The following is a 23,150-nucleotide window of genomic DNA, read 5'->3' on the forward strand; positions in this document are numbered from 1 at the left end:
AAGGTCCAACCAACGCGACACGTCTACAGAGTTCCCTTCAAGCCCTATCGCGCTACTAAGGTAGCGCCATGACTGCGCCGTACAGCCCAGAAGATCGAGAAAAGGTAGTTGCCAAGCTACCCGCCCCTCTCCGCCGCGAGCTCAAGGTGAGAGCGGCCGAGTTGGGCGTCGACATCCAGGACGCGGTGACCGAGGGGGTCACCGCGTGGATGAAGTTGAAGTCCCATCCGATCGTCGACACCAGCAACGGCTCCTCCTTCTCCACGTACCTGCCGGCCGGGCTGTACGCGAAGTTGAAGGAAGCCAGCAAAAGCAGCAAGGTCTCCTACAACCAGGGGGTGGCCCAGGCGATCCGCTGCTGGCTGGACACCCACCCCTCCCCCCGTCCCACTCCCCCGCGGACCACGGGCGCACGACGTGTTGTGTTCGGGAACCAGAAGGGCGGTGTGGGCAAGACCTCGGTGTCTGCCGGTGTGGCTCAGGCGCTGGCGGAGACCAACAAGCGGACGCTGCTCATCGACTTCGACCCGCAAGGTCACCTGACTCGGCAGCTCGGCTACGCCATGCTCGACATCGGGTCAGCCAGCCTGGCGAAGCACATGCTGGACGAGGCCGATGGTGATCTGGGAGCGCTGCTCGTCCCCATAAAGGGTGGCGATTTCGAGGATCGTCTCTGGCTTCTGCCCGCGTGCAAGGACGCGTTCTTGCTGGATGCCAAGCTCGCCACGACCCGCGCCGTCCGTATCAAGGAGACCGCTCTCGAGCGTGTGCTTGAGGCGCTGGAGCAGGACTTCGATTACATCGTCGTCGATTGTCCTCCGAGCCTTGGCTACACGATGGACACCGCGCTCTATTACGGACGCACGCGTGAGGGTGAGGAAGCGGGCCAATCCGGGATCGTGATCCCTGTGCAGGCCGAGGACACGTCCGGTGACGCGTACGACATGCTCGCTGACCAGATCGATGACCTGTGCGAGGACCTGAAGATCGAGATCCAGACGCTGGGGTTCGTCGTCAACCTCTACGACGCCCGCAATGGATACATCGCGACGTCTTCTCTTGAATCCTGGCAGGAGATGAACGAGCCCGTACTCGGCATCGTCCCTGAGCTGAAGGAGCAGCGGGAGGCGGTTCGCCGCAAGGAGCCCTTGCTCGCCTACGAACCAGACTGCGAGCAGGCCAGCGTTATGCGCTCGATCGCTCGGAGGATTCAGGGATGAGCATCAAGGACAAGGTGGGGGAGAGCTCGTCGTTCGGCCGTACACGCAACCGCAGCGAGCGTGGTCGGGCGAAGGCTCTGACGGAGGGGGCAATCCCGACGTACGAGCTGGTCCGGCTCCCTCTTGATCAGGTCGCTGCCACGCCGCTCAACCCCCGCCGGAACTTCGGTTCTGCTGAGGAGATGACGCGTTTCGGTGAGGAGCTTCGGGAGGCGCAGCTCGCCGCCTGTGTCGCCGTCACTCGCACTGCTTACCTGAAGCTCTGGCCTGATCACGAGAGCCAGATCGGAAGCAGCGCGCTCTACGTACTAGTCAATGGCGAGCGGCGCTTCCGTAGTGGCGTCCATGTCGGCCTGGACAAGCTCGACTTTGTAGTGCGGGACGACCTCGCTGCGACCCGCGAGGACTTCGTCGACCACCTTCTCGCAGAAAACCTCGACCGTGAGGACTTCGACGTCATAGAGCGTGCCCGGGGTGTGGAGCAGCTTGTCAGTGTCTGTGCCGAGGATGGCGGCGAGCGTGGGTCGCGCAGTCGTGCCGCCAAGCGCCTTGGCAAGGATCGGTCTTGGGTTACCAACCAGCTCGCGTTGTTGACCCTGCCGGTGAAGATTCAAGTGCTGCTTAGTGCTGGCGAGGTCTCGGAGCGCGACGGTCGCGCATTGGCGCGGTGCCTCAAGGAAAACCCTGGTCTGGGTGCCGAGGAGCTCCTCGGCAAGCTCGCCAGCGCGAAGGAGACGGCGGAACAGCGAAAGCAGGAGGAGCAGCGTCTGCTCGCCGCTGGCCGTGAGGCCTTGGCTCAGGCCCGGCCGGTGGAAACGTTGTCCGCGGACAACAAACCGTCTTCGGACGGTTCGGCTGCCCCGGCAACTGCACCCGCGCCGACGCAGGCCGCGGGCGCAGGCGCGTCGTTGTTGTCCACGGACAACAACGACGCCGCCACAACGTCCCAGAAGGACACCACAAGCAGGACGAGCGAACGGCAGACACCTGCCCCGCCCGTGACTGCCAGGTCGGACAGCGTCCCCGAGCCTCGTGAGGAACACCTACGCTCGGAGCCGCCACAGCGCGTCACTGGCGTCAGGTTCCCCTACGACAACGCCGTTCAGGCAGCTCAGTTCCTCTACGACCGGATGGACGACTCCCAGTTCCTGATCTTGGTGGACACCCTCAACGGAATGGTCGAGGAGCGCCGCAACCTGGGCAAGGTGGCCACAGAGTAGAACTTGACTCGCGAAACGACGAAGGCCCGGCTCTCCAGAGAGACGGGTCTTCGTTCTCCGTACTGCGCTACCTACGGATGCCTTCTGACCAGTTGTTGTCCGCGGACAACAAGTTGTTCGGGCTGGCACAGTGCCCAAGGAAATGCCCCTGACTGTCCTGTCTCAGCGAACCGAGACGGAGCCGATCCGTCTCACCGAAACCAGTCGCCGCAGGCAGGCGGCCCGGAGCTGCGGGCCCAAGCCCAGCGGGACTATCTCAACGTAGTTAGTCGCCGCAGGTCAGACACCTGCCGTCGACTGGGTTCGCTGAGACAGGGCACTGACCTGTTGTCCTGTCTCAGCGAACCGGGTCGAAGCCGCTTCTCAGCATGACGGTCAGCAGAGGCTCAAGCCCTTGTCCAACACCTCAGAGATGTTGACCTTCAGCCCGTGGCCCAGCGTCTCGTCGTCCGCCCAGATCGGTGTGATCTCCGGATATCCGGCCCCTTTGGCCGTGCCGTTCACGGCGTAGCGCGGGCCTCCTGGCGACTCGAACGTGACTGCCCCAGCCTCGCATCGCAGAACGCCAGCACTGACCGTGAACGGCCACTCCGTGAACCGCGAGGCCGTGACCGCCAGGCCTCCACTCGGGTCCTCCGGTTCGGAGTCTCGGTGCCGTGAGGGCAGCTCCCTGCTGTCGGTGGTGTCTGAGCTGCTGCCGCCGTCCGGACCGCTCGGCCAGCACGACGCTGCCACCACCATCACAATCACGATGAGCACCCCTGCGCCTATCCACTCATCACGGCTGTACTGACGTCGCTCGCTCATCGGGCCCCATCCAAACTTTGACCTGTCACTAATCCCACCGCCTGACAACGTCAGGCCCTCTTCACCTCGATGAGGACGCGCTCCGACGGCATACCCGCGAAAAGACGATCCGTTCCCGGGCGATATCTTCGACTTCTCCCAGGTGCCTGCACGTCAGGAAGGTGCCGCCTCCCATGCGGATGTTCCAGCCGTCCCGACTGGGCGTGACTATGACCGTGTAGGTCATAGGGGCCACCACGGCCGGGTCCAGAGGGGCCGCTGGCTTCCGCTCCGGATCCTTCGGGACGAGTCGCAGCATCCGGCGCAGCCACATGGGGAGACCGACTTGGTCCTGTCGCCTGCTGAGAACCGGCTTACGTTCCTTGCGGCTTCCACCCAGACGCCCCGACACCCTTACGGGTCCCATCCCGATCGAGATTCGCATCCCGGGAGCATACGGGCGAACGTCCGCGTGCGTCAGTGGGTCATCGGCTGCTATGCCGACGGATCCACCGCCTGCCGCGGAAGAGGCGTTCCGTCGACGGACGGCGGCACCGTCGGGGTGCCCGGACGAAGAACGTTGCCGAGCTCGGGCAGCTCGGCGGCGGAGAACTTTAGGATCAGCGCCGCCTGGAGACGGGCCTTGAGCGCCTGATCATCAACACCCTCAAGGAGCCGAATCGCCTGACCGGCATCCCGTTCGACCTTCATGTCCTGCCGAAGCGACTGGGTCTGCGACTCCATGTGCTTCAGCGCCATGTCAGCCCGCCGGTGGAACAAGGTGCCGATGACGGTCATGACCAGACCCGCCACGCTCGCGGTGACCGAGGCGTACTGGTCCCCAGTGGTCTCGGCTCTGAAGATCGCCATACCAACACCGGAGATCAGGACGAGACCGCCCAGGATCGAGCAGGACAGGCTGACACTGAAACTTCGGCGGGCCTGGGTGAGCCCGTAGGCGTAGTACTCGATCAGGAGTTTCGCGAAACGGGTATCGGCCTGCTCATCGGAATCCGGCCGAGCAACAGGTTGAGCATCGGTCTCACCGCTCGGCTTGATCTCTGGTGTCTCGCCCAAGACCTCGGCCAGTAGGCGGCTGCGTTCCGAGTCGATCTCCAGTCGGTTGAGCCTCTGCATCAAGGGCACCAACACCTTCTGGAGAATGACCGCCAAGGCGGCAGCGCCAATGGAAAGAGACAACGGCCAAATTTGTTCCACGGCACAACTGTGTCAGAACACGGCTGAAGCCACCGCCGATCCTCCTGGCGCCGGCCAGCGCCCGACCGGTAACCCGTCACCACACGCACGTGCGGGGGTGAGCCGGCTGTGGCCCGAACCTTCTCCGCAGAAGGACAAGGAGCGCCTTCGTCAGCTCCACGCTGACGGCGTCGGCAGGAACGAGATCGCCCGTCCGGTGGCGTGGTCCGTTCCAGGAACGCAAAAAAGCCCCGCCTCCGGCACAGGGCCGGAGGCGGGGCTGCGGAGGGGGCAGAGGTCAGATCGCCCGCGTTGCGGGCCCACCGTCTTCGTCGGGGTTGGGGTGAATGACAGCGGTAGCCGAGGCGGGGGTGGGCTCCTGTTCGCAGGTGGGGCGGGTCCAGGGCAGGGCAAGGCCGTCGCCGGCGGTGCGGGGCACGAGGTGGCCGTGCAGGTGGAACACGGTTTGCGTGGCGTCCGGGCCGCAGGAGGTGAGGTAGTTCCACTGGCCGCCGATCTGCGCGGCGAGTTCGGCGGCGCGCATCTGTACGGTGGCGGAGACGACGGGGTCGGTCGTGAAGTCGTTGACGTGGCCTCGGGGCAGGACCAGGAGGTGGCCGTCGGTGCAGCCGCCGTTGCGGGGCACGATCGCGAGGGCGTCGTTCCACTCGTGGACGATGGTGGCCGGGGCGCCGTCGTGGATGATCTGGCAGAACGGGCAGTCGGGGCGGGGGTGCTTGCGGGGGACAGGCGGCCGGTTGATGTGGTGGTGGGTGACCTGTACCTGGACGGCGGCCTCCCGCATCCGGCGGCCGATGGCGTCGGCGATTGCGGGTGCGCGGTGGCGTCCGTACCAGCAGTTCACCAGGAGTTGGATGGGGCGGCCCTGCGCGGCGGCGCGCAGCGCGGTGAGTTCGTGCACGGCGTCGTTGATGATGCGGGCCGCGCCGGGGGTGTTGAGAACGTAGTCGCGTACGCCCGCGTCCTGTCCGGTCTGGCGGGCGATGATGTCGCCGAGGGCCGGGTCGTCGGGCGGGTTCAGCAGGGCGTTGGTGAGGTTGATGCCGAGGACGGCGGCACGGTAGCGGGGTGGCGGCGGGTCTTGCCAGCGGGCGCCGAAGGAGTCGATGAACACGTCGGGCTGCATGAAGCCTCCAGGCTCGAAGTCGGTGGAGACGCCGGAGTGCTGCGCCGGCCGGGAAGGTCGGGGCAGCACTCCGGTGATCGTGGTGGGTGTTTCAGCGAGGGGCCGGGCGGGAGCGCTCAGGCGGCAAGAAGGCGTCGTGCGGCCTCGCGGACGGGGCGCTGGTTGTCCTCGAAGGACGCCGCAAGGTCCTTCGCGAAGCAGAGCGCGATTTCGGCTTCGGCCTCGGTGAGCGGGTCGCCCTTGAGGTAGCCGCCGTACATGGCGTCGGTCTGCTGGATGACGTCCTGGACGGTCGCGGCGGGTTCGTCGCCGTTCCACGGGCCGTAGGTGATGAGGTCGTGGGCAGCGTGCCGGGCCCTGCGCAGTCGGCTCTCGATGCGGCGCTGGTCGCGGCGGCGCTGGTTACGGGCTTCGCGGCGCTGTTCGGCGGTGATCGGGGTGGTTTGGGTGCTGGGCATGGCGGGCTCCTTCGGGGTCAGTGGTGGTGGCGGGTGGCGGCGAGGATGTCGGCGTGGTCGAACGCGAGCGGCGGGAGGTCGTCGAGCGGGGCCCAGCGGACAGCGACGGCGTCGTCTTTGGCCTCGACGGGTGTGCCGGGGATGACAGTGAGGTGGTAGGCGACGGTGACGTACCGGCCGCGCGGATCACGGCCGGGCTGGTCGAAGACGCCGATCTGCTCCAGCTCGTCCGGCATCGCGTACACGCCCGTCTCCTCAGCCAGCTCGCGGGCGGCGGCGTCACGGCTGGTCTCGCCGGCGTCGACGTGACCGCCAGGCAGGGCCCACATCCCCTTGTGCGGGTCCCAGCCGCGCTGGATCAACAGGACGTAACCATCGGTACGGGTGACGACGATGTCGGTGGTGTAGCGGATGGTCTCGAACGTCTCGGTCACGGTTGTTGTCCTTTGGTTGGTGGGTTGTTGTGGGGTGGTGGGCTCAGGCGTGGTCGTCGCGGCGGCTGCGTCCGGTGTGGCTGTCGGAGGCGAACCGGCCGGTCCGGGCCTCAGCGGGATTCGCGGTGATCCAGGCTTCAGCGCAACTTTTGTGCGCTGGCTCGCCGGTGTGGGAGCGCAGCGGCGTGGGTGTGCCGCACAGGGTGCAGGGCTGGTCGTGTCGGCGGTCGTAATGCCGGGGGTCGCGCCAGTCGAGGAGGCCGCCGGGAGCCGGAACGAGGCCCGGCTCCCACAGCGTCCTCTCGGAGCGGGTGCGGGTCACGGCCGGAACGTGGGCAGCTGCTGGAGGACCTGGTCGAGGAGGTCCTCCGTGGGGCGCCAGGGCCCGAGCTGTCCGAGCGCCGGGATCGGCAGGGCGAGGGCCTGGACGTCGGTGAGCTCCAGGTGCCACGCCCCGGTCTGCGCCCACTCGGTGCAGGGCGGGGAGCCGTCCGGGTCCAGATGGCAGCCGGTCAGTCTGGCGACGCCGATCACGGCGCTGGTCGGCAGCTCGCGGCCGCGGATCGTGCGGGCGACCAACGGCTCGCGCAGGGCGGGCCGGTCGGTCTGCTGGCCCGCGTGGAGCAGGAGCCAGCCGCGCCAGGGCCAGGGCTGCGGACGGTTCTCGATCGTCTTCGCCCCGGCGGCGATGCATGTGGCCCAGGGCTGCCGGATGCTGATGCCGCGGATCCAGTCGCCCGCCGGCGGAACCGGCGCGCTCATGCGGCCTTCCCCGGCAGCGATGTGCCCGGCCGTCCGCAGCGGCGGCCGTTGACGGACGGAACGTGGGCGTGGGAGGGGTCAGCCTGGATGACGCGGCCGGTGTGCTTGCCCTCGTACATGGCTGCGTCGGCGGCGCGCATCAGGGTCGGCAGGTCGGTGCTGCCGACGGCGGCCGGGGTGGCTGCACCCAGCGAGACGCCGAGAGGCAGTAGCCCGTCCTCGTACGGGACGGGGCGGGACGTGAGGCGGGCGAGGTGCTCCAGGCGCAGCTCCTGGTGCCGGGGCTCGATGCGGGCCAGGGCGGCGAACTCGTCGCCGCCGAGGCGGCCAACGGCGCCGCGGGGCCCGGCCCACTCGGTGAGCCGGGTGCCGATTGCGGCGAGTGCGGCGTCGCCCGCCGCGTGCCCGTATGTGTCGTTCAGGGCCTTGAACCTGTCGGCGTCCGCGAGGACCAGGACGACGTCGCCGGGGTGACGGCCCACGAGGCGCTGCGCACGGGCGCTGAACTCTGTGCGGCGCCAGGTCCCGGTGAGGGGGTCGCGGTTGGCCTGGGTGAGGCGGTGGTGCAGGACGGTGCTGTGGAGGGTCCATCCGGCCAGGGGGAGGGCCATGGCGGTGATGTGCAAGGCCTTACGCGGTAACAGTGCGGTGGTCATACTGGTGGTCCTTCTCGTCTGCAGTACGGGAATGGAGAGCCCGGGAGCGCCGTGTCAGCGGCGGTCCCGGGCGTTTGCGTTGTGGGGTCAGAACGGAGGGGCTGCCCAGGTCAGTCGTCGGCGGTCAGGTCGTCCTCGATCTGCTGGAGGGCGAGCTGGGCGATGCCGAGCGAGGCGCGCACCCGGTCCAGGCGCGTGCGGTCGGGTCGTCCGGTCACCGGGTCTTCGCCCCGATGGTGGCGACCAGCGCGGAGGCCGTCTCCCAGCCGTGGTGCCAGGCGCTGTCCAGGCAGTACGCGCCGTTGATGCCGTGATCGGCCAGGCGCCAGAAGTTTCCCTTGCCGGTCTTCGTGGCGAGCGTCTCCAGGAGCCCGCCCGGCACCCGGCGGTCCGCGGCGTAGTGCGTGACGAACGACAGGGCGAGCGCGGCAGCGGCGGCGCCGGGGTGCAGCCGGATGCCCAGGACGCGGGCGCCGGCCCCGACCGCGAGGGCCTGGGTGGCGGTGTAGGTCAGGCAGTGCCAGGCGCATGCCTTGATGCCGTCCGAGGTGCCGTGGACGGTCGGCTCGTCGTCCGGGGTGGCGGCGAAGTGGACCGGCTTGTCGTCGGTGGCGCCCTTGACCCGGGCGCAGTAGTCGGACTGCACGAAATGATCACCGACGTTCGACCCCGCGCGGCCCAGTCCGAGGACGGCGGCGAAGAGGGCGGAGCGATGCGTCATGCTGGGGTTTCTCCTGATCTCGAAGGGTGAAGGAGAAGGTGGCCGGCCCTTTGCCGATGCGCGGCCACCCGAGGTCCGGCCCGGCCACACCGGCTGGGGTCGGGTCGTTCAGAACGGAGGCTCGTCCGACGGGGCTGGGGCGGGCAGGAGTCGGATGTGCCAGGTGGGCCGGTTCGCCCAGCAGCCGCACGCCTCCATCTCGGGGTTCGCGCCGTCAACCCACCAGCCGCCCTCGCCCCGGCAGTCGGGGCAGGAGCGGCGGGGCAGGGGTGTCAGCTCGATGCGGTGCCGGTTGATGGGCAGCCACCGGTGCCGGGTCCTGAGCGCGAGGGTGAGGGTCCCGGCGGCGGCGAGCAGCAGGGCGACCCGCAGACGCCGGGCGGTCACGTCAGCGGGATCGCACGGCAGGTGGCGGCGTGGGTGCTGGCCGCTTCCCGGATCCGCCAGAGCCAGTCGGCCTTCGGGCAGTCGGAACTGTCCTTGCAGCCGCGGCACGTCCAGCGGTTGTCCTGGACGTGCTCGCCGCCGCCGGTGACGTCGACGGTGGCACCGGCGAGGTTGATGTAGCGGATCTGGAGGTTCTTCGGGCGCTCGGGCTCGGTGAAGGGGGAGACGCGCAGGGCGGTGGTGCTCATGGGCGGTGGCCCTCTCGGATCAGGCGGCCAGCAGGTGCTTGGCCGGGGGAGCGGTGTAGGAGGTGGGGTCGGCGAGCGTGCCGTCGAAGCACTCCAGGCAGGACCCCAAGGGCTTCAAGGGGAGACAGTGGAAATAGCGCCGGCCACAGGGGCCGGGACACGTCTGGCGAGCAGCCATCGCTTTGTCGAGCGCGGCTTCCTTCGCGAGGGTCATCGCGAGCTTGGGCTTCGCCAGGTCGATCCGGTACAGCCACGCGAAGCGCTGGCCGCCACGGCACTCGATCCGGGCGACGGGCTCCGCTCCTCCTGGGCGAAGTCCCATCTCGCGCAGCTGGCGGCGGGTCGCGAGGTTCGCGCGCCCGGCCTGCCTCCATTGGAAGACTGGTAGAGAGCCGTCGCCGGGATCGTAGAGGTCGACGTCGACCAGGTTCTCGTCCTGGTCGCCCATCACCTGCTCCAGGCGCCGGGCAGCTGGGCGGGGCGCTGCGGGTAGCGGGGGCCGGGAAGCTGCGGGCGGGGCCGGCCGGTCCGGCGGCGCGGTCGAGGGGTGAGCACGATGTCCTCCAACGGATGTGGTGGCGGGCAGTGCTGCGCCCCGGCGGCCGGGAGGGCCGCCGGGGCGCGGGTGGAGCTCGGGCCGGTCGGCCTGCCCGGTCACCGGCACCAGCCGCTCACTGGGGGAGGGCGGTGGTGCCGGTGGCCGGACGGGGCGACCGGATCAGCTGGTGGCGTGGAGTGCCTCGGTGCGGAGGCGGTGGACGTTGTAGCGGCGGGGGCGGGTGCCGTTGTGCGAGGTGCACAGGGTGCCGGGGGCGGCGTGGCAGGCCGGGCAGGCGACGGCGAGCGCGGGGTGGGTGAGGGCGGGTGTCTGGTCGGGGGTCAGGGTGTGGGCGGTGGTGTCGGGCACTGGGTTCTCCTTGGTCTGGCAGATCGGGTTCGGGTGGGAACGACAACGCCCCGCCCGGAGTCGTCCGGGCGGGGCGTGGCTGGTGTTCGTGGTCTCCTCCGCTTCGGGGCGGAGGAGGGGGTCAGGAGTTGAGCTGTCTGCGGACTTCTGCGACGCGCTGGAGGATGTCGGTGGCCATGTCGGCGATGGTCTGGAGCTGCCTGTCGATGTCGGCCGGGTCCGTGCCGGTGAACGAGAACGAGCGGCCATCATCGCTGCCCGGCTGGGGGCCGGTGAACGAGAACGAGCGGTCGTCGCGGTCCGGTTCGGGGCTGGTGAACGAGAACGACACGGGCAGCTCCAGCGTCAGATGTTCAGGTTGTGGGCGCGCCGGATGGCGGCTTCCCACACGCTACGCACCTGCGCTCCGGTGTGGGAGTCGTTCCAGGAGGGGATCGTTTCCCACTTCTTTCCGTGCTGGCGGCGGGCTTCGTCCAGGAGGAGGTTGCCGGCGTCGCGGTAGGCGGCGTTGCGGGCGCCGGCCGCGACGCGCAGGGCACCGATCGAGCAGCGGGCGCCTTCGTGGTGGATGAGGGTGCGCCGGGCCCAGCCGTGGGTGTCGAGGAATTCGAGGGCGTCGGTGAGGGTCTTCTCGACCGGGCCGGTCAGCCGTACCGGCGGGGCGGTGGGGACGCTGGCGGGAGCCTGGGCGGGGACCGCCTGGGTCGTGGCGGCGGGTTCCGGGATGGGGTTGGGGTCGAGGGACTGGAATGCCGTCGCGTACAGGTCGGCGTCGAGGTGGGTGAACTCGGTCTCGATGTTCTCGGTGCGGGTGTTCATGCTGCCCTCCACAGGCCGTTCTCGTTGGTGACCTCGTCCCGCTTCTTCAGCTCGGACAGGCGCGGCTTGATGTTCTTGGCGGATGTGCCCAGCTTCCGGGCGATGGTTTCGGCGGTCATGGGGATGGACTGCTCCCGCAGGAGTTCGAGGATGCGGGGCTTGATCAGCTCCTGTCCGTCAGGGGCCCCCACGGCGGAGGGGGCACCGGGCCTGCTGGGTCCGGCGGTTGCGTGGTGGCCGCCGGGGACGGGGTGGGCGTCCTCCTCCTGGGAGGGGGCGCCCTCTGCTGCGGCAAGGAGGTCGGCGAGGCTGCCGATCAGGTTCTTGCCGCGGCGGTCGACCATGGGGGTCTGGCTGATCGCGTCCCGTTCCCGCCAGGCGTCGCAGTCCTCGATCCCGACCGGCGGCTGGCCTCCGGCCAGGGTGACGGGGGCGACGTCCAGGTGCAGGGAGCGGAACTGGACGGCCTGGGAGCCCGGGGTGAGGAGGTAGCCCAGGCCGAACGTCCCGTCCTCGGGGGTGGCGGCGGCCTCGGTGGCCAGGCCGGACATGTCCCGGTCGGCGACCTTGGCGTACTGGCCCGGCCACTGCGAGGGGATCATCGACAGGTCGAGTCCCTCCGCGCCCTCCACCGCGTTCGCACCGACCAGCGAGCCCTGCCCGCGCGCGCAGCGCAGGAACACCGCGCCGCCGCCGATGAGGAGCTGGGAGCGGATAACGGTGCTGTTGCCGAGGTCTTCGGCCAGCGGGGTCTGGGTGGCCAGGACCACGCCGATGCCGCGCTTGAGGGAGCGGCGGGTCAGCTGCTCCACGATCGCCTTGGCTTCCAGGTGGTAGGGGGAGGAGGCCGACAGCAGCATGTGCGCCTCGTCGATGACGACGAGAACCAGCGGGTCGGTGAACGGGAACGCCGGGCTTCGGTAGCGGGCCTCTCGGTCGAGCATCAGCGCGTAGGCCAGGCGCAGCGCGCCCATCGCTTCGTCCAGGCCGTCCCCGAGGTACGCGGACAGTGAGGCCCCGGCGATGGTCCCGGCCTGCGGGGAGGCGAGAATCACCGCGATGTTGGAACGGTGGGCGGAGAGCAGGATCTGTTCCAGCAGTCCGGACTTGCCGGATCGGGAGCCGCCGACGAGGTAGAGGTGGCGGGCGCCGGAGCCGGGCTGCGCCAGCGGCAGGAGCGCGGCCCGGCCGTCGACGTAGGTGCCGGCGCGGACGTAGCCGCGGGAGTCCATGGACAGTTCGTCCAGGACCGAGGAGAGCATCGTGCCGTGCATGAGGGCGTGTTCCCTCATCACGCGGATGCCCATCTGGGAGGGCTTGTCGCCAGGGGCCAAGGCGATCTGGATCGTCTCCAGATCCAGGTTGCCCGCGAGATCCTGCAAGTTGACGGTGCCGATCGCCCGGCGGTCGCGGGTGGCGAGCCCTTCCCAGTCGAGCGGCCCGTCGTAGCGGGTGACGGTCAGGGTGGTGCCGGGCATCGCGCCCTCCGGCACAGCGACATGCGCGGCCCACACCTCTTCGGGCGTCGTCGGGGCACCGGCCGCGATCTGCGGCTGCTCCGCCGGCACCTTCAGGTGCACGGTGACCGGCAGCGCGTTCGGCGCGTAGTGCTTCGGGTCGCCCAGCTCGACCTGGGCGACGGGGACCTGGTAGACGGCGGCGATGTCGGCGGCCTTCACCCGTACCTGCTGACCCTGGGGCAGGGTGATGATCCCGGTGAACGCCGCGTGGTCGCCGTCGATCTCCAGGCCGAGGTGCTCCAGGTTGGCGCCGGCCTGGATGAGGACGCGGCCCTCGGTCTGGGTGGGACCGGAGATGAACTCGCGCCACCAGGCGATGATGAGCTGTTCCTGCGACGTCGGCCCCGCCGCCGTACCCGCACTTGTGGTCGCGGGCGTGAGCGCGGGTGCGGGGGTGTGGCCGGTGGTGTTGCGGTGGTGGGCCAGGGCGGCCGCCCCGGCCGGGACGGCGAGCCCGAGGGCGATCAGCGGGTTGGCGCCCGTGGCGAGGACCTCGTGCGCGGCGATGCCGCACCCGGTGGCCGTGAACCCGCACGCGATCAACGACCGCAGAACCGGGGCGGAGGCGTTGACGGCCCATGCCCCGGCTCCGGCCGCTGCGGCGGCGAGGGCGGACCAGGGGCCGGCCACGAGTGGCACCACCGCGAGCGCGGCGGGCGCGTACTGGATGAACTGTGCTCGGGTCGGCCCCATGATCCGCTGAACTCCTTTACTGCTGGGCGTAGAAGGCCGCTTCGGCCATGTCGACGGGGGAGGTGGCGACCGCGTCGGCGATCCCTCCGTGGTCGTTCTCGGTGGTGGTCTTCGCGTCGTCGGCGGCCGCGGAAGCGCTGTCGGCGGCGGAGGTGTAGGCACCGGCGGCGTCCTTGACGCCGGTCATGGTCAGCGAGGCGTCGGCGAACTCGGAGGTCGTGGCGTCGTCGACGGCCAGCGCCTTCATCGTCTCGGCGGCGTCCATCATCTGCTCGGCGGCGTCATCGACGTCGGAGGCGAGCTTGGTGACGGTCTCGCCGTGCACGTGGACCTCGTGCGTGAGCCACGCCAGCTTGAGGCGCAGGGCGGCGTACGTCGCAACGTTTTTCAGGGTCTCGGTTGCACTCATGCGGGGTCTCTCCTCTTCTATCGGGCGTTGTAGAAGTCGCGCTCGGCGGGCTTGGTCAGGGGGGAGTCGGCGACGGCGCGGAAGATCGGACCGTGGCGGAGCTCCGCGTTCGCGGAGGCGGTGCGGCAGGCCTCCTCGCCGCCCTGGATCTTGTCGTGGAGCTCCTTGGCGGCGGCGGCCTGGAGGTCGAGCTGCTCCTTGAGCACCTCGGCCTTGCCGATCAGGTTCGTGCCGACGTCCTTCGCAGTGATCTCGGCGATGAGCTCGTCGCAGTCAGCGGCCAGCCTCCCGGCCTCGTCCGCGAGGGCCATGCAGGTGTCGGTGCTGGTCTGGCACAGGGTGGCCGAGCCCTCGGCGAGGTCGATGACCTGGGTGAGGGTCAGGACCTCACCGCCGCTGTAGGTGCGGGTCTTGCCCGCCGCGGTGGTGACGTGGACGCCCTTGTCGTCGACGGTCGCGGTGTGCGGGGTGGGCGGGTTGGGCTGCATAGAGGGGTCCTTCCGGATGTGTTCGGGCAGCGGGACGGTACGAGGAGGCGGGACGGTGCCCACCGGGGGAACTGCCGTCCCCGGCACGCCGGTCGGGGGTGGGTCCGCCGGCGGCGGGGGAACCGTCGTCGACGGCGGATCCGTCGGCATCGGCGGGACTGTCGGCGGCGGTGAGGGCGGCTCTGTCGGCATCGGCGGGACTGTCGGCGGCGGTGAGGGCGGGCTCGTCGGCGGCGGGGGAGCCGTCGGCGGGACGCCGGCAGTAGGCGGCTCGGTGGCTGTGTAGGGCCCTTCAGCGGGCTCGGCGGAAGCGGAAACGGAAGGCTTTGCGTTCGGTTTCCTGAGATAGGCCGAACGCCAGCCGTCTCGCAGGCCACCGGCCATGTGAGCGCCCGCCAGGAGCCCGTAATGCGTTCGTGCCGCGATATTGTGCGGCGTATTCCTGAAAGTTTCTGGGGCCCGGTTCGGCTCCCATTTTCCTTTCGTTTTGGCCGGGGGTTTCTTGATTCCCGCCTGCTCGTATTTGCCGTGCGTGTTGTCCACGCCGACGAGGTAGCTGATGGCGAGGAGTAAGAGGAGTTCCACGACCCTCCCTTCTGTGACCCTGTGTGGTTGGAGGCGGTTACTGGTTACCGGTTACAGGCCCGTGGGACCCCGGTTCGGCCCTCCGTGCGGGCAGAACCGGGGGTGTCTGAGGGCTGTAACCGGTAACCAGTAACCGCAGTTGCGCACTCAGCGTGACGACGAACCGATGTTGTTCACGGTGGTGTTCGCCGTGTTGAACACCGACTCCAGCGTCGTCCTGATCGACTCGCTGAACGGCGTGTAGGGCAGGAAAATCCCGGCGACGATCAGCATGATGCAGATCGCCATCTGCTTTCCCTTGGTCTTCTTGAAGGTGAAGAACAGGGCCCAGCAGAAAAGGCCGAGAGCGAAGAACTGAAGCGTCATGTCATGCACCCTTCTCGAAAGTGAATCCCTTGTCATTCACGGAACTGATGGCGCCCGAACTGGAAGAGGAACCGGAGGGCGAGGAGAGCTTCTTGTAGGCGAGGAGTCCGCCGCCCCCGACGAGCGCCACCCACAGCCACGGGCTGGAGGTGATGGCGCCGCTGACGCTGCCGCTGGAGGACTCTTCGGCCTGGGCGGGCGCGCCACCGAGGGTGGGGGCGTCGCAGGTGGGGATCCTCGCGATGTCGTACGACTCCGCCTTGGCGACCGCCGCCGCGCGGGCCTTCATGCACTCGCGGTAGATGGTCATCTCCCGCTCGTACAACGTCTTGGCCGCGGCCTCCTCGGTCTGCGCCCGCCGCTGGTCGGCCTCCGCCTCCACCAGGGAGTTCGCCGCCCTCTCCTGGGCGCGTGCACGCTCCTGGGCGGCCTGCTCGGCCTGCATGCCGGCCACGGCGACGACCGTGCCGCACACCGCGACCACGGCGATCGTGCCGCACACGGCGATCGCCGCAGTGTTGCGGCGCATCCCGCCGACCGCAGCGGACAGGCGAGAGGACGTCGCGGGCTTCTCCGGCTTCTCCGGAGTCGGGGCCTGGGGCGTCTGAGGGGCCTGGGGGGTCTGAGGGTTCATGCGGCTGAACTCCTTGTCCCAGTCGATTCCGGACATGGGCGGCTGGCTCCTTCGCGGTGTGGTGCGGACCCGGCCCAGACATGCCGGAAGCGGGTTCTGATCAGGGGAAACGTGCTCTACTGGTGCGGTGACTGCTTCCGGCAGTCGCAGCGAAGGCCAGCCCATTACCGGTGGGCTGGCCTTCACTGGTGTGTGCCGGACGGTGTCCTGTCAGCGGTGCTTGCGGGGCCGCAGGCGCGGGTGGCACCACCAGCAGCCGGGGCCGTGGTCGTGCTCGATGCGCGAGTGGATCAGAACGAACGGCGTGGCCAGGATCGCTGCCAGGGTGATCAGGACGAGAACCACGCCGACCGTGTACTGCAGAGCGCTCATGGTGAGCTCCTCACTCTTCAGTGCGTAGAGGAACCGGGACCGGCCCTGTCTCACGAGACCTGCTTGAACCGGCCCCGGGCGATCTCAAGGCGGCGGCCGGCCGTGGCGCGTGAGACACCGAGAACCGTCTTCGCTTCATCGACTGAGACGGTGTCCGCACCGCCCCGGCGGTACATGAGGCTGAGGAGCGAGGTGACCTGTCCCTCGATCTCAGCGTCCCGGGCGAGCGCGGGGCGGCCGGTCTCACCGGAGCGCAGTGGAAGGGGCGTGGCGCCACCGCCCGAGGGGTTCGTCTCACGGTCTGACCTGCGCGTCTCACCCGTGTGAGACGGCGTCTCAGTCGTGCCGTTCGGGGGGCGTGTCTCAGTGGTGCCGGTCTCAAGGGCGAGGGGTGTCTCACCCTCGCCGGTCTCAGCGTCGAGCGCCGGGGCGGTGCGCGGGTGCGGAACCGTCTCACGGCCCCCGTTGAGACGGTCGACGCGGGCGAGGTCTGTCTCACCGCCGGGTACCACCGTGGTCGTCTCATCCGGATCGGCGCCGTCTGCCGAGCCGGTCTCGCCGCGGCCGGTCTCACCGGGTTCCTGGGTGATCTGGTGGACGCGCCACATCACCCAGGGGGCGATGGCGGCGACTCCGACGATGAGCCACCACAGCGGGTCGCCCTTCTCGTCAACGCCGACCAGTCCGGCGTCGCCCAAGTGGTAGATGGCGTTCGCGGCGACCATGAGGATCAGTGCCCCGGCGACGTCGCGGTGTCGGCGGAAGGCCTGCACGACGTAGACGTCGATCGCGAGCGGCAGCGCCCAGGCCACCCACGCGGGCCAGCCGCTGAGTTTGGCCAGGGCGAACTCCCCGGACGCGGTCAGGACGATCGTCGCGGCCAGGGCCACGCGGGGCCCCCAGATGTTGACGAGGTTCTGCCGCTTCTCCTGCTTCGCGATGAGCGCCCGAGCCGCGGCGACCTCCGCCCGGGTGTCCGCCAACTCCTGGCGGGCCGCCCGCTGGTCCATGCGAGCGCGGACACGCACCTGGTCGGCCTCCTGCTTGGCGGCGGCGACCAGACGGCCGGCTTCCTTCTCGGCCGCGCTGATCCGCTCGGCGGCGGCGGCCTCCGCACCGGCAACGGCACCGGCGGCCTTGGCCTCCGCGAGCGAGCGGACCTTGAGGACGTCCTCCTCGGCCCGGGCCTGCGCATTCTCCAGGACCTGCTGCGCCTCGTCCCGCGTCGCCTGCGCGTCCTGCTCCGCCTCGTCCAGTGTCTCGGTGGCCTGCTCTCGGGCGCGGTCCAGGAGCCGGGCCGCGTCCTCCTCGGCCGCCGCAATGCCCTCGCGGGCCTTCGCCCGCAGGTCCTCGGCGTCCTGCTCCGCCTGCTGGCGCATCGCGGCCGCTGCCTCACGGCGGGAGCGGGCATCAGCCTCGGCAGCGGCCACCATGTCGGCCGCGCGCTCCTTGGCCTCCTGGACCAGGTCCTCGGCGTGCTCGGCAACGGCGGCAGCCTCTGCCTGGGCCCGGGTCTTGTCCTGCTCGGCCTCGGTACGCAGCTGCTGCGCACGAACACGGGCAGCCTCCACGATCCGGACCGCTTCGGCCTCCGCCTCGGTCTGGAGGGCCTGCGCGGCCTGCCGGCGCCGCGCGAGGGTCTGTTCAACCGCCGCAAGGTCGCCGTCGGCAATCGTGCGGGCCCGCTGCACGGTCTCCTCCGCCGCCGTGACCTGCTCCTCGGTCAGCGACCGCATCCGCTCCGCCTGGTCCCTGGCGGCCGCGACGATGGCCTCGGCTTCCGCCTGGGCTTTGTGCGCGGCGGTGTCGGCCTCCGCCGTCTGCCGGCGAGCTCCGTCGAGGAGCACCTCGGCCTCGGTCCGGGCCGCGGCGAGCAACTGGTCGGCCTCCGCGCGGGCGGCCGTCACCATCGCCTCGGTGTCGACCACCGGGACCGCCGGGGCGGCGGATTCGGTAGGGACCGTCGTACCGGTGACCTCACCGTCGACGTCGGGCGCCGTGGTGGCCGTCGTCCTGGTCGTCGTCTTCTTCGTGGGGGTCGTCTTCTTCGTGGCAGCCTTACGGGCGGGCTGGCGTCGGGTCGTCACAACGGGTCCTTTCATACGGTGCTGAGTGCCTGGGCCCTGCCCGCCCCGGGCGGGGCGGTCGGCCCGCGTCCCGGTGTACGGGCAGCGCGGACCAGCAGCCGGGCAGGGGGCGGGAGACGAACTGGTCGCCGGGGCGCTTGGTCAGGCGGCCGGAGCGGCCGGGATGGCGGTGCTGCCGTGGGTACGGGCGAAGACGGCCGCGGCGGCCAGGAGGCCGAATACCTCCTCGACCTGGCGGGCGGGGTGCCGGTCCCAGGTCTCGTAGTTGGCGTGGGGGGCGCCCGTCAGGGCCCGGATGAGCAGCTCGAAGATGTTGTCGAGGGCGCTGCGGGTGTCGAGGCTGAAGCGCCGCTCGGGGTCGGTGTCCTCGGCGTGGACCAGGGCGTCGTAGATACCGCGACGGGCGGTGTAGGCGGGGTTCCAGCCCGCCGCGCGCAGGGTGGCGGCGGCCTGCTCGGCGTGGGCGGCGATCTGCTCGCCGGTCAGCGGCATGCCGCTGGGCCCCCAGTACAGCCAGTCGGTGTGATTGCCGGCCAGCTCCCAGGCGCGGTCGATGAGGGAGGCCGGCGTAGAGGGCGGGGTGGTGGCGGCGATCGTGCCGACGACGAACACCTCGATGTCCCGTACGAACTCGCGCTCGGTCACGGCCGCATCCTGCGGGCGGGTCAGGCCGTGGTTCAGCTCGAACATGCGGTTCCTCTTCTCGGTCGGATGGTCCGGGCTGTCCGGCTCCCCTCGGCCCCGCCCGTACCGGCGCGGGGCCGGTATGGGCGGGGGAGGCAACCGACAGACGGGCGGGTCACTTGGTGTTGAGCAGGCGGAACGTCGCGAAAGAAGTGCTGTGGGGGTCGGTGGTGGCCATGACGATGCGGTCGGCCGCGGCGCCGTCGCCGCGGTGGACGGCGTCGGCGGCCGCCCGGGCGGCGTCCCAGTCGATGAACGGGGCCGTCGTGGCGGGGCGGTGGAGCCGGGTGCGCAGCGTGCGCCAGGTGTGGCGGACCGGGTGGGGGCGGCGGGCTCGGTTCACCCGGGCCGCAGCGTCGCGGTGTCCGAGCTCGTGGAGGATCTGCTGGGAGTCGTAGTCGGCGGCGGTCCAGCCGTCGCGGCGGTTGGTGCGCATAGCGCCTCCTGGGGATGGGCTCTGGCCGGGTCGATGCCCGGATCAGGGGATGCGAAGGGTCGGGGGGCCCGGGGGGGGGGGGGGGCCCCCCCCGGGCGCGCGGGGGGGGGGGGGGGGGGGGGGGGGGGCGCCCCCCGCGGGGGGGGGGCCGGGGGGGGCGGGGGGGGGGGGGGGGGGGTGGGGGGGGGGGGGGGGGGGGGTGGGGGGGGGGGGGGGGCGGGGGGGGCCCCGGGGGGGGGGGGGGGGCGCCGGGGGGGGGGGCGCCCCCCCGACCCGGTCGAGCAATTGGGGGCGGGAGGCCAGTTGGTGGTTCCTCCCGCCGGGCGGTCAGCGCTTGCGTCTCTGCTCGGTGAGGTAGGCGTCCTGCAGCCGGGCGAACCGCTCGAACAGCTGCTGGCCGGTCGTGCAGGGCTGACCGCTCCGGCAGGGCTGGCAGCTGTTGTGGTGGGTGCGCCAGGCGGTGCTGGCGGCCATGTAGCGGGTGTGGAGGCTGTCAGCCACCGTGGTTCCGTTCGGGTTGTGCGGGGTGGATGTCGGTGACGCGGTGGCCGGCCTCCCACGCCTGCGCGGCCGCCGTGGCGGCGGCCGCGAGCAGGATCCGGGTGACCGGGTGGGCCAGGCCGCATACGGTGGCCGCCCGTGCCGCGAGGCGCTGTGCGGCACGGGCGGCCGGTATGACCGGGACGGTCATCGGCGGTTCTGCTCCGAGCGCTTGTTCTGCTCCGCGTTCTTCTTGGAGAGCTCTTCGCGTTCGGCATCGGTGAGCGAGAGGGTGGCCAGCCTCTGGCCGGTGCTGCAGGGGGTGCAGGTCATCGGGCCACCCCCGCCGTGCTCGCGGCCAGCGCCGGGGCAGGTGCGACGCCAGGAGGACAGTTGTTGGGGTCGCAGTCCCAGCGGCTACACAGCCCACACGCGTCTTCCGCCGACCGGAAGGTCAACGAGCGGACGAGCTGGAGGACGGGCTGGCGCTTGTAGCCGGGCTGCATCTCGGCGAGCGTGCGACGGGCCCGACGGCCGGCAGCCTCGGCGCGAGAGTCGCCGTCGAGGACCAGGCGGCCAACGATCTGGTGGAACTGGTCGGTCTCGTCCCGCTCCGGACCGCGCTGGTTGTCGGCGTCCTCCATGTCGTCGTAGAGGCCGTTCGACGGGGTCGGGATGGTGGGGCGTGTCATGCTGGGCATCACAGGTCCTCCGAGTCAGGTCCTGGACAGCCCCGGGGGCGCAATCCCCGGGGCTGTCGTCGTGTTGGCGGGTCGTACGACCGGCCACGACCATCGGCCACCCCTCGTTGGTGCAGCAGGGGTGGCCGATGATCGTGGGCGTCCGTCCGGGCCGGTAGGTCAGGCGGCGGCGAACTCAGGGCGGGCCGTCCGGCGAAGGCGGCCGGCATAGGGGAGCAGGAGGTCGACCAGGCGCTCGCGGACGCGCGCGGTGATCGAGGGGTCGGCGGCGAGGATGTCGCGGCTGGCATCGACGCGGGCGGTGATCTCCGCGCCGTACGCGAGAGCGAGCTCCTGGCGGCAGTCGGGCGGAACGGCCAGGACCTGGGCCGCATACCGGCGCATCTCCCTGGCGGTGCCTGCGGGCTCGTGCATCTCCAGCGGCGTACCGAAGGCGATGTCGAGGTCGACGTCGAAGTCGGCGCAGAGCGGGACGTCGAGCTCGTCCAGGAGCGCGAGCGTCTCGGCGTCGAACACCTCGCCCGTACTGGGCTGGTGAAACGTCAGGGTCGGGGTGGCGGGCATCAGGACCTCCAGGTTGCGGTGGACCGGGACGGGAGCAGAAGGCCCCGGCCGCGTGCCCCGCGCGGAACGGGAGCCGGGGGCCGGGGCCGGGGGCGGTTGTGCGCGTCAGGTGGCCTGTGCGGGCCTGTTGCAGCAGGCAGTGTGGGCGGGCAGCCCCTGTCCTACGCCCGAGGGTTCGGCCGTGCTGCTCTCACTCTCATCCGGGTCCCGGACCGCCCGAAGGTGAGCTTCCAGCTCAGCCACCGCGCAGCTCGCCCGGGAGGCGGCGACCCTGTACGCAAACAGTGCCGAAGTCCGGGCGAGGCGAGCCTCGTTCAGCTCGCCGGTCAGACGCTTAACCTCGCGGTCCTGCTCCTCGACGTGAGCGGCGCCCTCCTTCTCGATGCGGGCGAGCTTGTCGCGTAACGCGTCGGCGGTCGTGCGTCGTACAAACGGCAGCTTCATGCGGCTGTCCCTTCATGCTGGAGGTCAACTCGGCTGGTCGTACGAGCAGCCACAGCCGCCGTCACCCGCGAGAAGCGGGTGACGGCGGCTGTGGTCGTTCGTGCGTGTGAAGATCAGGCGCGGGGGACCGAGGACGCCGAGGTGGTGTCCGTCGTCCGCGAGTCCTCGGGGTGACGTCCGTGGTCCTCGGGCCCGCCGTCAGGAAGGTCGTCGGGAAAGAAGGGCCACCAGCCGCCACCGCTGTCGCAGCAGGGGCAGATCGTGTCCTGCCAGACCCGGCCGTACCGCCACAGCAAGTGGACCCCGTGGCCGACCGTGTCGGGCACGAAGCTCACCACCATGTACGTCATGGCGCCCGTCCACACCCAGTGCGGGCAGTACCGGTCGGTGTAGGTGACGACCGCAAGCAAGGCGAGCAGTATGAGGCCCGTCCACTGGTGATGGGCCCGGGTCAGGAGCCACTGGCGCGGATGGCGCAAGAGCAAGCGGACCCCGTACTCGTGGAGCGCGTGAACCAGCAGCCAGCGGCCAAACCGCCGGGCCCGGCTCACCGGGCACCCCGAGCGACGGTCGTGGGCTCCAGCGGGAGGTCGGGTCCGCGGAATTCGGAGATCGATCCCGGCCTCCGCGCCGCGTAGAGGTTGTTCGCGGTCTCGATCTCCTCGCCGCCGTGCTTGGCCCACTCGGCCGGTCGCTTCGCCTGGGCGGCTGCGGCGTTCTTGCGGTCGAACCGGCGACGCTCGCGGGCGAAGAAGTCGCGCACAGCCCGCCGCCCGGGCTCCTGGCGGAACAGGCGGAGGACGGTGACGGCCAGGCGCTCCCCGTCGGGGCACGGCAGTTTCTGCCCGGTCCGGTCCGTGGCCTCGCCCTTGCAGGCCAGGCACTGCTCCTGGTGCTGACGGAACGTCCTGCGGACCTGCTCCGCGCTGAGCGGGACGGGCCTGATCTGGGACGCGGCCGGCGCCGGGGTCGTCTTCGGCTTGGGCAACACCTTCGTCGCCCGGCGGGAGGCAACCGCCGCAGACACCTCGATCCGCTCGACCAGCTGCTCCCGCCAGGCGTCGACCGCAATGTCGAGGGTGATCCGCCGGTTGGTGTTGGAGCAGCGGTGGGGGGTGGTGGTGCGGTCGTGATACGGGGTGGTGTGGTGGGGGACCAGCACCGGTGTGCCGAGGACTCCGGTGATCGGCGTCCAGTTCTCACAGCTCGGGCAGAGGACGTTCTCTTTGCCCGGTGTCAGGTCGATCTGGCCGATCTTGAAGTGCGAGGCGACGAGCGGCGGTAATGGGCTGACGTTGCGCGTGCGGGTCTTACTGCGGCGTTTGCGAGCCTTGGGCTCCACAGTCGTGGCCATGGGGGACTCCTCCGGTAGAGGGAGAGGGGGCTGCGTCGCGGGTGAGCTCTCCGACCACCAGGCGCTCGGCAACGGCCGGCGTCCTGGCTAATCGGACAGCGCATCAGCGCTGCGACGTGCGGTAGGAGGCATCCGGCCTGGTGACCGGCCCAGGGGATTTGGTGGAGCTATCAACCCTGGCCCTCCCCAACGGGGAAGTGCTTCCTTCGGTGGTTCGACTACGCGGCGTTCCGTGGGGATCACCGTCTGACCTACATCAGGTTGCCTCAGGTACCCTCAGGTGTCAAGCGGTATAGTGAGGCACCTAGATGGAATGAAGGAGGCGAGGCGACATGCCAGGGCAACCGCGGGCCGACAACCGACCGCCATAC

General features: G+C 70.3%; 34 protein-coding genes. 2 read left to right on the forward strand and 32 right to left on the reverse strand.

What is annotated here, in order from left to right:
- Nucleotides 1–68: 68 nt before the first annotated feature.
- The gene (locus ACZ6C6_RS33895; RefSeq protein ID WP_469208571.1) at nt 69–1,220 is read left to right on the forward strand and encodes a ParA family protein; all 1,152 of its coding nucleotides are present in this window, start codon (nt 69–71) and stop codon (nt 1,218–1,220) included.
- Nucleotides 1,217–2,440, forward strand: coding sequence for a ParB/RepB/Spo0J family partition protein (locus ACZ6C6_RS33900; protein WP_469208573.1), 1,224 nt, complete (start codon nt 1,217–1,219; stop codon nt 2,438–2,440). The genes ACZ6C6_RS33895 and ACZ6C6_RS33900 overlap by 4 nt, the downstream gene beginning before the upstream one ends.
- A gap of 375 nt (nt 2,441–2,815) precedes the next feature.
- Here ACZ6C6_RS33900 and ACZ6C6_RS33905 read toward each other — a convergent pair whose 3' ends face one another.
- The 32 genes from ACZ6C6_RS33905 to ACZ6C6_RS34060 form a co-directional block, all read right to left on the reverse strand.
- Nucleotides 2,816–3,247, reverse strand: coding sequence for a YebY family protein (locus ACZ6C6_RS33905; protein WP_469208575.1), 432 nt, complete (start codon nt 3,245–3,247; stop codon nt 2,816–2,818).
- 474 nt (nt 3,248–3,721) lie between these two features.
- On the reverse strand, nt 3,722–4,444 hold the full coding sequence (locus ACZ6C6_RS33910; protein ID WP_469208577.1) for a TRADD-N-associated membrane domain-containing protein: 723 nt from the start codon (nt 4,442–4,444) through the stop codon (nt 3,722–3,724).
- 277 nt (nt 4,445–4,721) lie between these two features.
- Entirely contained in the window at nt 4,722–5,639 is a 918-nt protein-coding gene (locus ACZ6C6_RS33915) for an HIT family protein (RefSeq protein WP_469208579.1), read from the reverse strand.
- Between the two features lie 47 nt (nt 5,640–5,686).
- A complete protein-coding gene (locus tag ACZ6C6_RS33920; RefSeq protein ID WP_469208581.1) occupies nt 5,687–6,028 on the reverse strand; it encodes a hypothetical protein in 342 nt (113 codons plus the stop codon).
- 17 nt (nt 6,029–6,045) lie between these two features.
- On the reverse strand, nt 6,046–6,462 hold the full coding sequence (locus tag ACZ6C6_RS33925) for an NUDIX domain-containing protein (RefSeq protein WP_469208583.1): 417 nt from the start codon (nt 6,460–6,462) through the stop codon (nt 6,046–6,048).
- Between the two features lie 43 nt (nt 6,463–6,505).
- Nucleotides 6,506–6,784 carry a hypothetical protein gene (locus ACZ6C6_RS33930; RefSeq protein ID WP_469208585.1) on the reverse strand — a complete coding sequence of 93 codons (279 nt, stop codon included), beginning with the start codon at nt 6,782–6,784 and terminating at the stop codon, nt 6,506–6,508.
- The gene (locus tag ACZ6C6_RS33935) at nt 6,781–7,224 is read right to left on the reverse strand and encodes an ASCH domain-containing protein (RefSeq protein ID WP_469208587.1); all 444 of its coding nucleotides are present in this window, start codon (nt 7,222–7,224) and stop codon (nt 6,781–6,783) included. The genes ACZ6C6_RS33930 and ACZ6C6_RS33935 overlap by 4 nt, the downstream gene beginning before the upstream one ends.
- Complete coding sequence (locus ACZ6C6_RS33940) at nt 7,221–7,880, reverse strand: GGDEF domain-containing protein (RefSeq protein ID WP_469208589.1); 660 nt, start codon at nt 7,878–7,880, stop codon at nt 7,221–7,223. Before ACZ6C6_RS33940 ends, ACZ6C6_RS33935 begins: the two co-directional genes overlap by 4 nt.
- A 214-nt stretch (nt 7,881–8,094) precedes the next feature.
- A complete protein-coding gene (locus ACZ6C6_RS33945) occupies nt 8,095–8,601 on the reverse strand; it encodes a hypothetical protein (protein WP_469208591.1) in 507 nt (168 codons plus the stop codon).
- A gap of 108 nt (nt 8,602–8,709) precedes the next feature.
- On the reverse strand, nt 8,710–8,988 hold the full coding sequence (locus ACZ6C6_RS33950) for a hypothetical protein (RefSeq protein WP_469208592.1): 279 nt from the start codon (nt 8,986–8,988) through the stop codon (nt 8,710–8,712).
- Nucleotides 8,985–9,236: a hypothetical protein gene (locus ACZ6C6_RS33955; RefSeq protein WP_469208594.1), complete on the reverse strand. Its 252-nt coding sequence runs from the start codon at nt 9,234–9,236 to the stop codon at nt 8,985–8,987. Before ACZ6C6_RS33955 ends, ACZ6C6_RS33950 begins: the two co-directional genes overlap by 4 nt.
- Before the next feature lie 19 nt (nt 9,237–9,255).
- Nucleotides 9,256–9,684, reverse strand: coding sequence for an RRQRL motif-containing zinc-binding protein (locus ACZ6C6_RS33960; protein ID WP_469208596.1), 429 nt, complete (start codon nt 9,682–9,684; stop codon nt 9,256–9,258).
- A gap of 270 nt (nt 9,685–9,954) precedes the next feature.
- Nucleotides 9,955–10,143, reverse strand: a complete 189-nt coding sequence (locus tag ACZ6C6_RS33965) for a zinc finger domain-containing protein (protein WP_469208598.1) — start codon at nt 10,141–10,143, stop codon at nt 9,955–9,957.
- A gap of 121 nt (nt 10,144–10,264) precedes the next feature.
- Nucleotides 10,265–10,474 (reverse strand): hypothetical protein, encoded by a 210-nt coding sequence (locus ACZ6C6_RS33970; RefSeq protein WP_469208600.1) that lies wholly within the window; start codon nt 10,472–10,474, stop codon nt 10,265–10,267.
- 14 nt (nt 10,475–10,488) lie between these two features.
- Entirely contained in the window at nt 10,489–10,962 is a 474-nt protein-coding gene (locus ACZ6C6_RS33975; protein ID WP_469208602.1) for a DUF6197 family protein, read from the reverse strand.
- A complete protein-coding gene (locus tag ACZ6C6_RS33980; protein WP_469208604.1) occupies nt 10,959–13,175 on the reverse strand; it encodes a hypothetical protein in 2,217 nt (738 codons plus the stop codon). The genes ACZ6C6_RS33975 and ACZ6C6_RS33980 overlap by 4 nt, the downstream gene beginning before the upstream one ends.
- A gap of 16 nt (nt 13,176–13,191) precedes the next feature.
- The gene (locus ACZ6C6_RS33985; RefSeq protein ID WP_469208606.1) at nt 13,192–13,584 is read right to left on the reverse strand and encodes a hypothetical protein; all 393 of its coding nucleotides are present in this window, start codon (nt 13,582–13,584) and stop codon (nt 13,192–13,194) included.
- A 17-nt stretch (nt 13,585–13,601) separates the two neighbouring features.
- On the reverse strand, nt 13,602–14,072 hold the full coding sequence (locus ACZ6C6_RS33990) for a hypothetical protein (RefSeq protein ID WP_469208608.1): 471 nt from the start codon (nt 14,070–14,072) through the stop codon (nt 13,602–13,604).
- A 732-nt stretch (nt 14,073–14,804) separates the two neighbouring features.
- Nucleotides 14,805–15,023, reverse strand: a complete 219-nt coding sequence (locus ACZ6C6_RS33995; protein WP_202513366.1) for a hypothetical protein — start codon at nt 15,021–15,023, stop codon at nt 14,805–14,807.
- Nucleotide 15,024: 1 nt separating this feature from the next.
- Nucleotides 15,025–15,693, reverse strand: a complete 669-nt coding sequence (locus tag ACZ6C6_RS34000) for a hypothetical protein (RefSeq protein ID WP_469208610.1) — start codon at nt 15,691–15,693, stop codon at nt 15,025–15,027.
- 174 nt (nt 15,694–15,867) lie between these two features.
- Nucleotides 15,868–16,029 (reverse strand): hypothetical protein, encoded by a 162-nt coding sequence (locus tag ACZ6C6_RS34005; protein ID WP_469208612.1) that lies wholly within the window; start codon nt 16,027–16,029, stop codon nt 15,868–15,870.
- Between the two features lie 50 nt (nt 16,030–16,079).
- Nucleotides 16,080–18,116 carry a hypothetical protein gene (locus ACZ6C6_RS34010; RefSeq protein WP_469208614.1) on the reverse strand — a complete coding sequence of 679 codons (2,037 nt, stop codon included), beginning with the start codon at nt 18,114–18,116 and terminating at the stop codon, nt 16,080–16,082.
- A gap of 141 nt (nt 18,117–18,257) precedes the next feature.
- A complete protein-coding gene (locus ACZ6C6_RS34015; RefSeq protein WP_469208616.1) occupies nt 18,258–18,806 on the reverse strand; it encodes a DUF6197 family protein in 549 nt (182 codons plus the stop codon).
- 109 nt (nt 18,807–18,915) lie between these two features.
- On the reverse strand, nt 18,916–19,236 hold the full coding sequence (locus ACZ6C6_RS34020) for a hypothetical protein (RefSeq protein ID WP_469208618.1): 321 nt from the start codon (nt 19,234–19,236) through the stop codon (nt 18,916–18,918).
- 327 nt (nt 19,237–19,563) lie between these two features.
- Entirely contained in the window at nt 19,564–19,737 is a 174-nt protein-coding gene (locus tag ACZ6C6_RS34025) for a hypothetical protein (RefSeq protein ID WP_469208620.1), read from the reverse strand.
- On the reverse strand, nt 19,730–19,927 hold the full coding sequence (locus tag ACZ6C6_RS34030) for a hypothetical protein (RefSeq protein WP_469208622.1): 198 nt from the start codon (nt 19,925–19,927) through the stop codon (nt 19,730–19,732). The genes ACZ6C6_RS34025 and ACZ6C6_RS34030 overlap by 8 nt, the downstream gene beginning before the upstream one ends.
- On the reverse strand, nt 19,924–20,049 hold the full coding sequence (locus ACZ6C6_RS34035; protein ID WP_469208624.1) for a hypothetical protein: 126 nt from the start codon (nt 20,047–20,049) through the stop codon (nt 19,924–19,926). Before ACZ6C6_RS34035 ends, ACZ6C6_RS34030 begins: the two co-directional genes overlap by 4 nt.
- Nucleotides 20,046–20,417, reverse strand: a complete 372-nt coding sequence (locus ACZ6C6_RS34040; protein WP_469208626.1) for a hypothetical protein — start codon at nt 20,415–20,417, stop codon at nt 20,046–20,048. Before ACZ6C6_RS34040 ends, ACZ6C6_RS34035 begins: the two co-directional genes overlap by 4 nt.
- A 159-nt stretch (nt 20,418–20,576) precedes the next feature.
- A complete protein-coding gene (locus tag ACZ6C6_RS34045) occupies nt 20,577–20,981 on the reverse strand; it encodes a hypothetical protein (RefSeq protein WP_469208628.1) in 405 nt (134 codons plus the stop codon).
- Nucleotides 20,982–21,086: 105 nt separating this feature from the next.
- A complete protein-coding gene (locus ACZ6C6_RS34050; protein ID WP_469208630.1) occupies nt 21,087–21,425 on the reverse strand; it encodes a hypothetical protein in 339 nt (112 codons plus the stop codon).
- A gap of 113 nt (nt 21,426–21,538) precedes the next feature.
- Nucleotides 21,539–21,910, reverse strand: coding sequence for a hypothetical protein (locus ACZ6C6_RS34055; protein ID WP_469208632.1), 372 nt, complete (start codon nt 21,908–21,910; stop codon nt 21,539–21,541).
- Nucleotides 21,911–21,972: 62 nt separating this feature from the next.
- Entirely contained in the window at nt 21,973–22,779 is an 807-nt protein-coding gene (locus tag ACZ6C6_RS34060; protein WP_469208634.1) for a hypothetical protein, read from the reverse strand.
- Between the last annotated feature and the right edge of the window lie 371 nt (nt 22,780–23,150).

It is taken from the genome of Streptomyces sp. NPDC041814 (assembly GCF_055590565.1).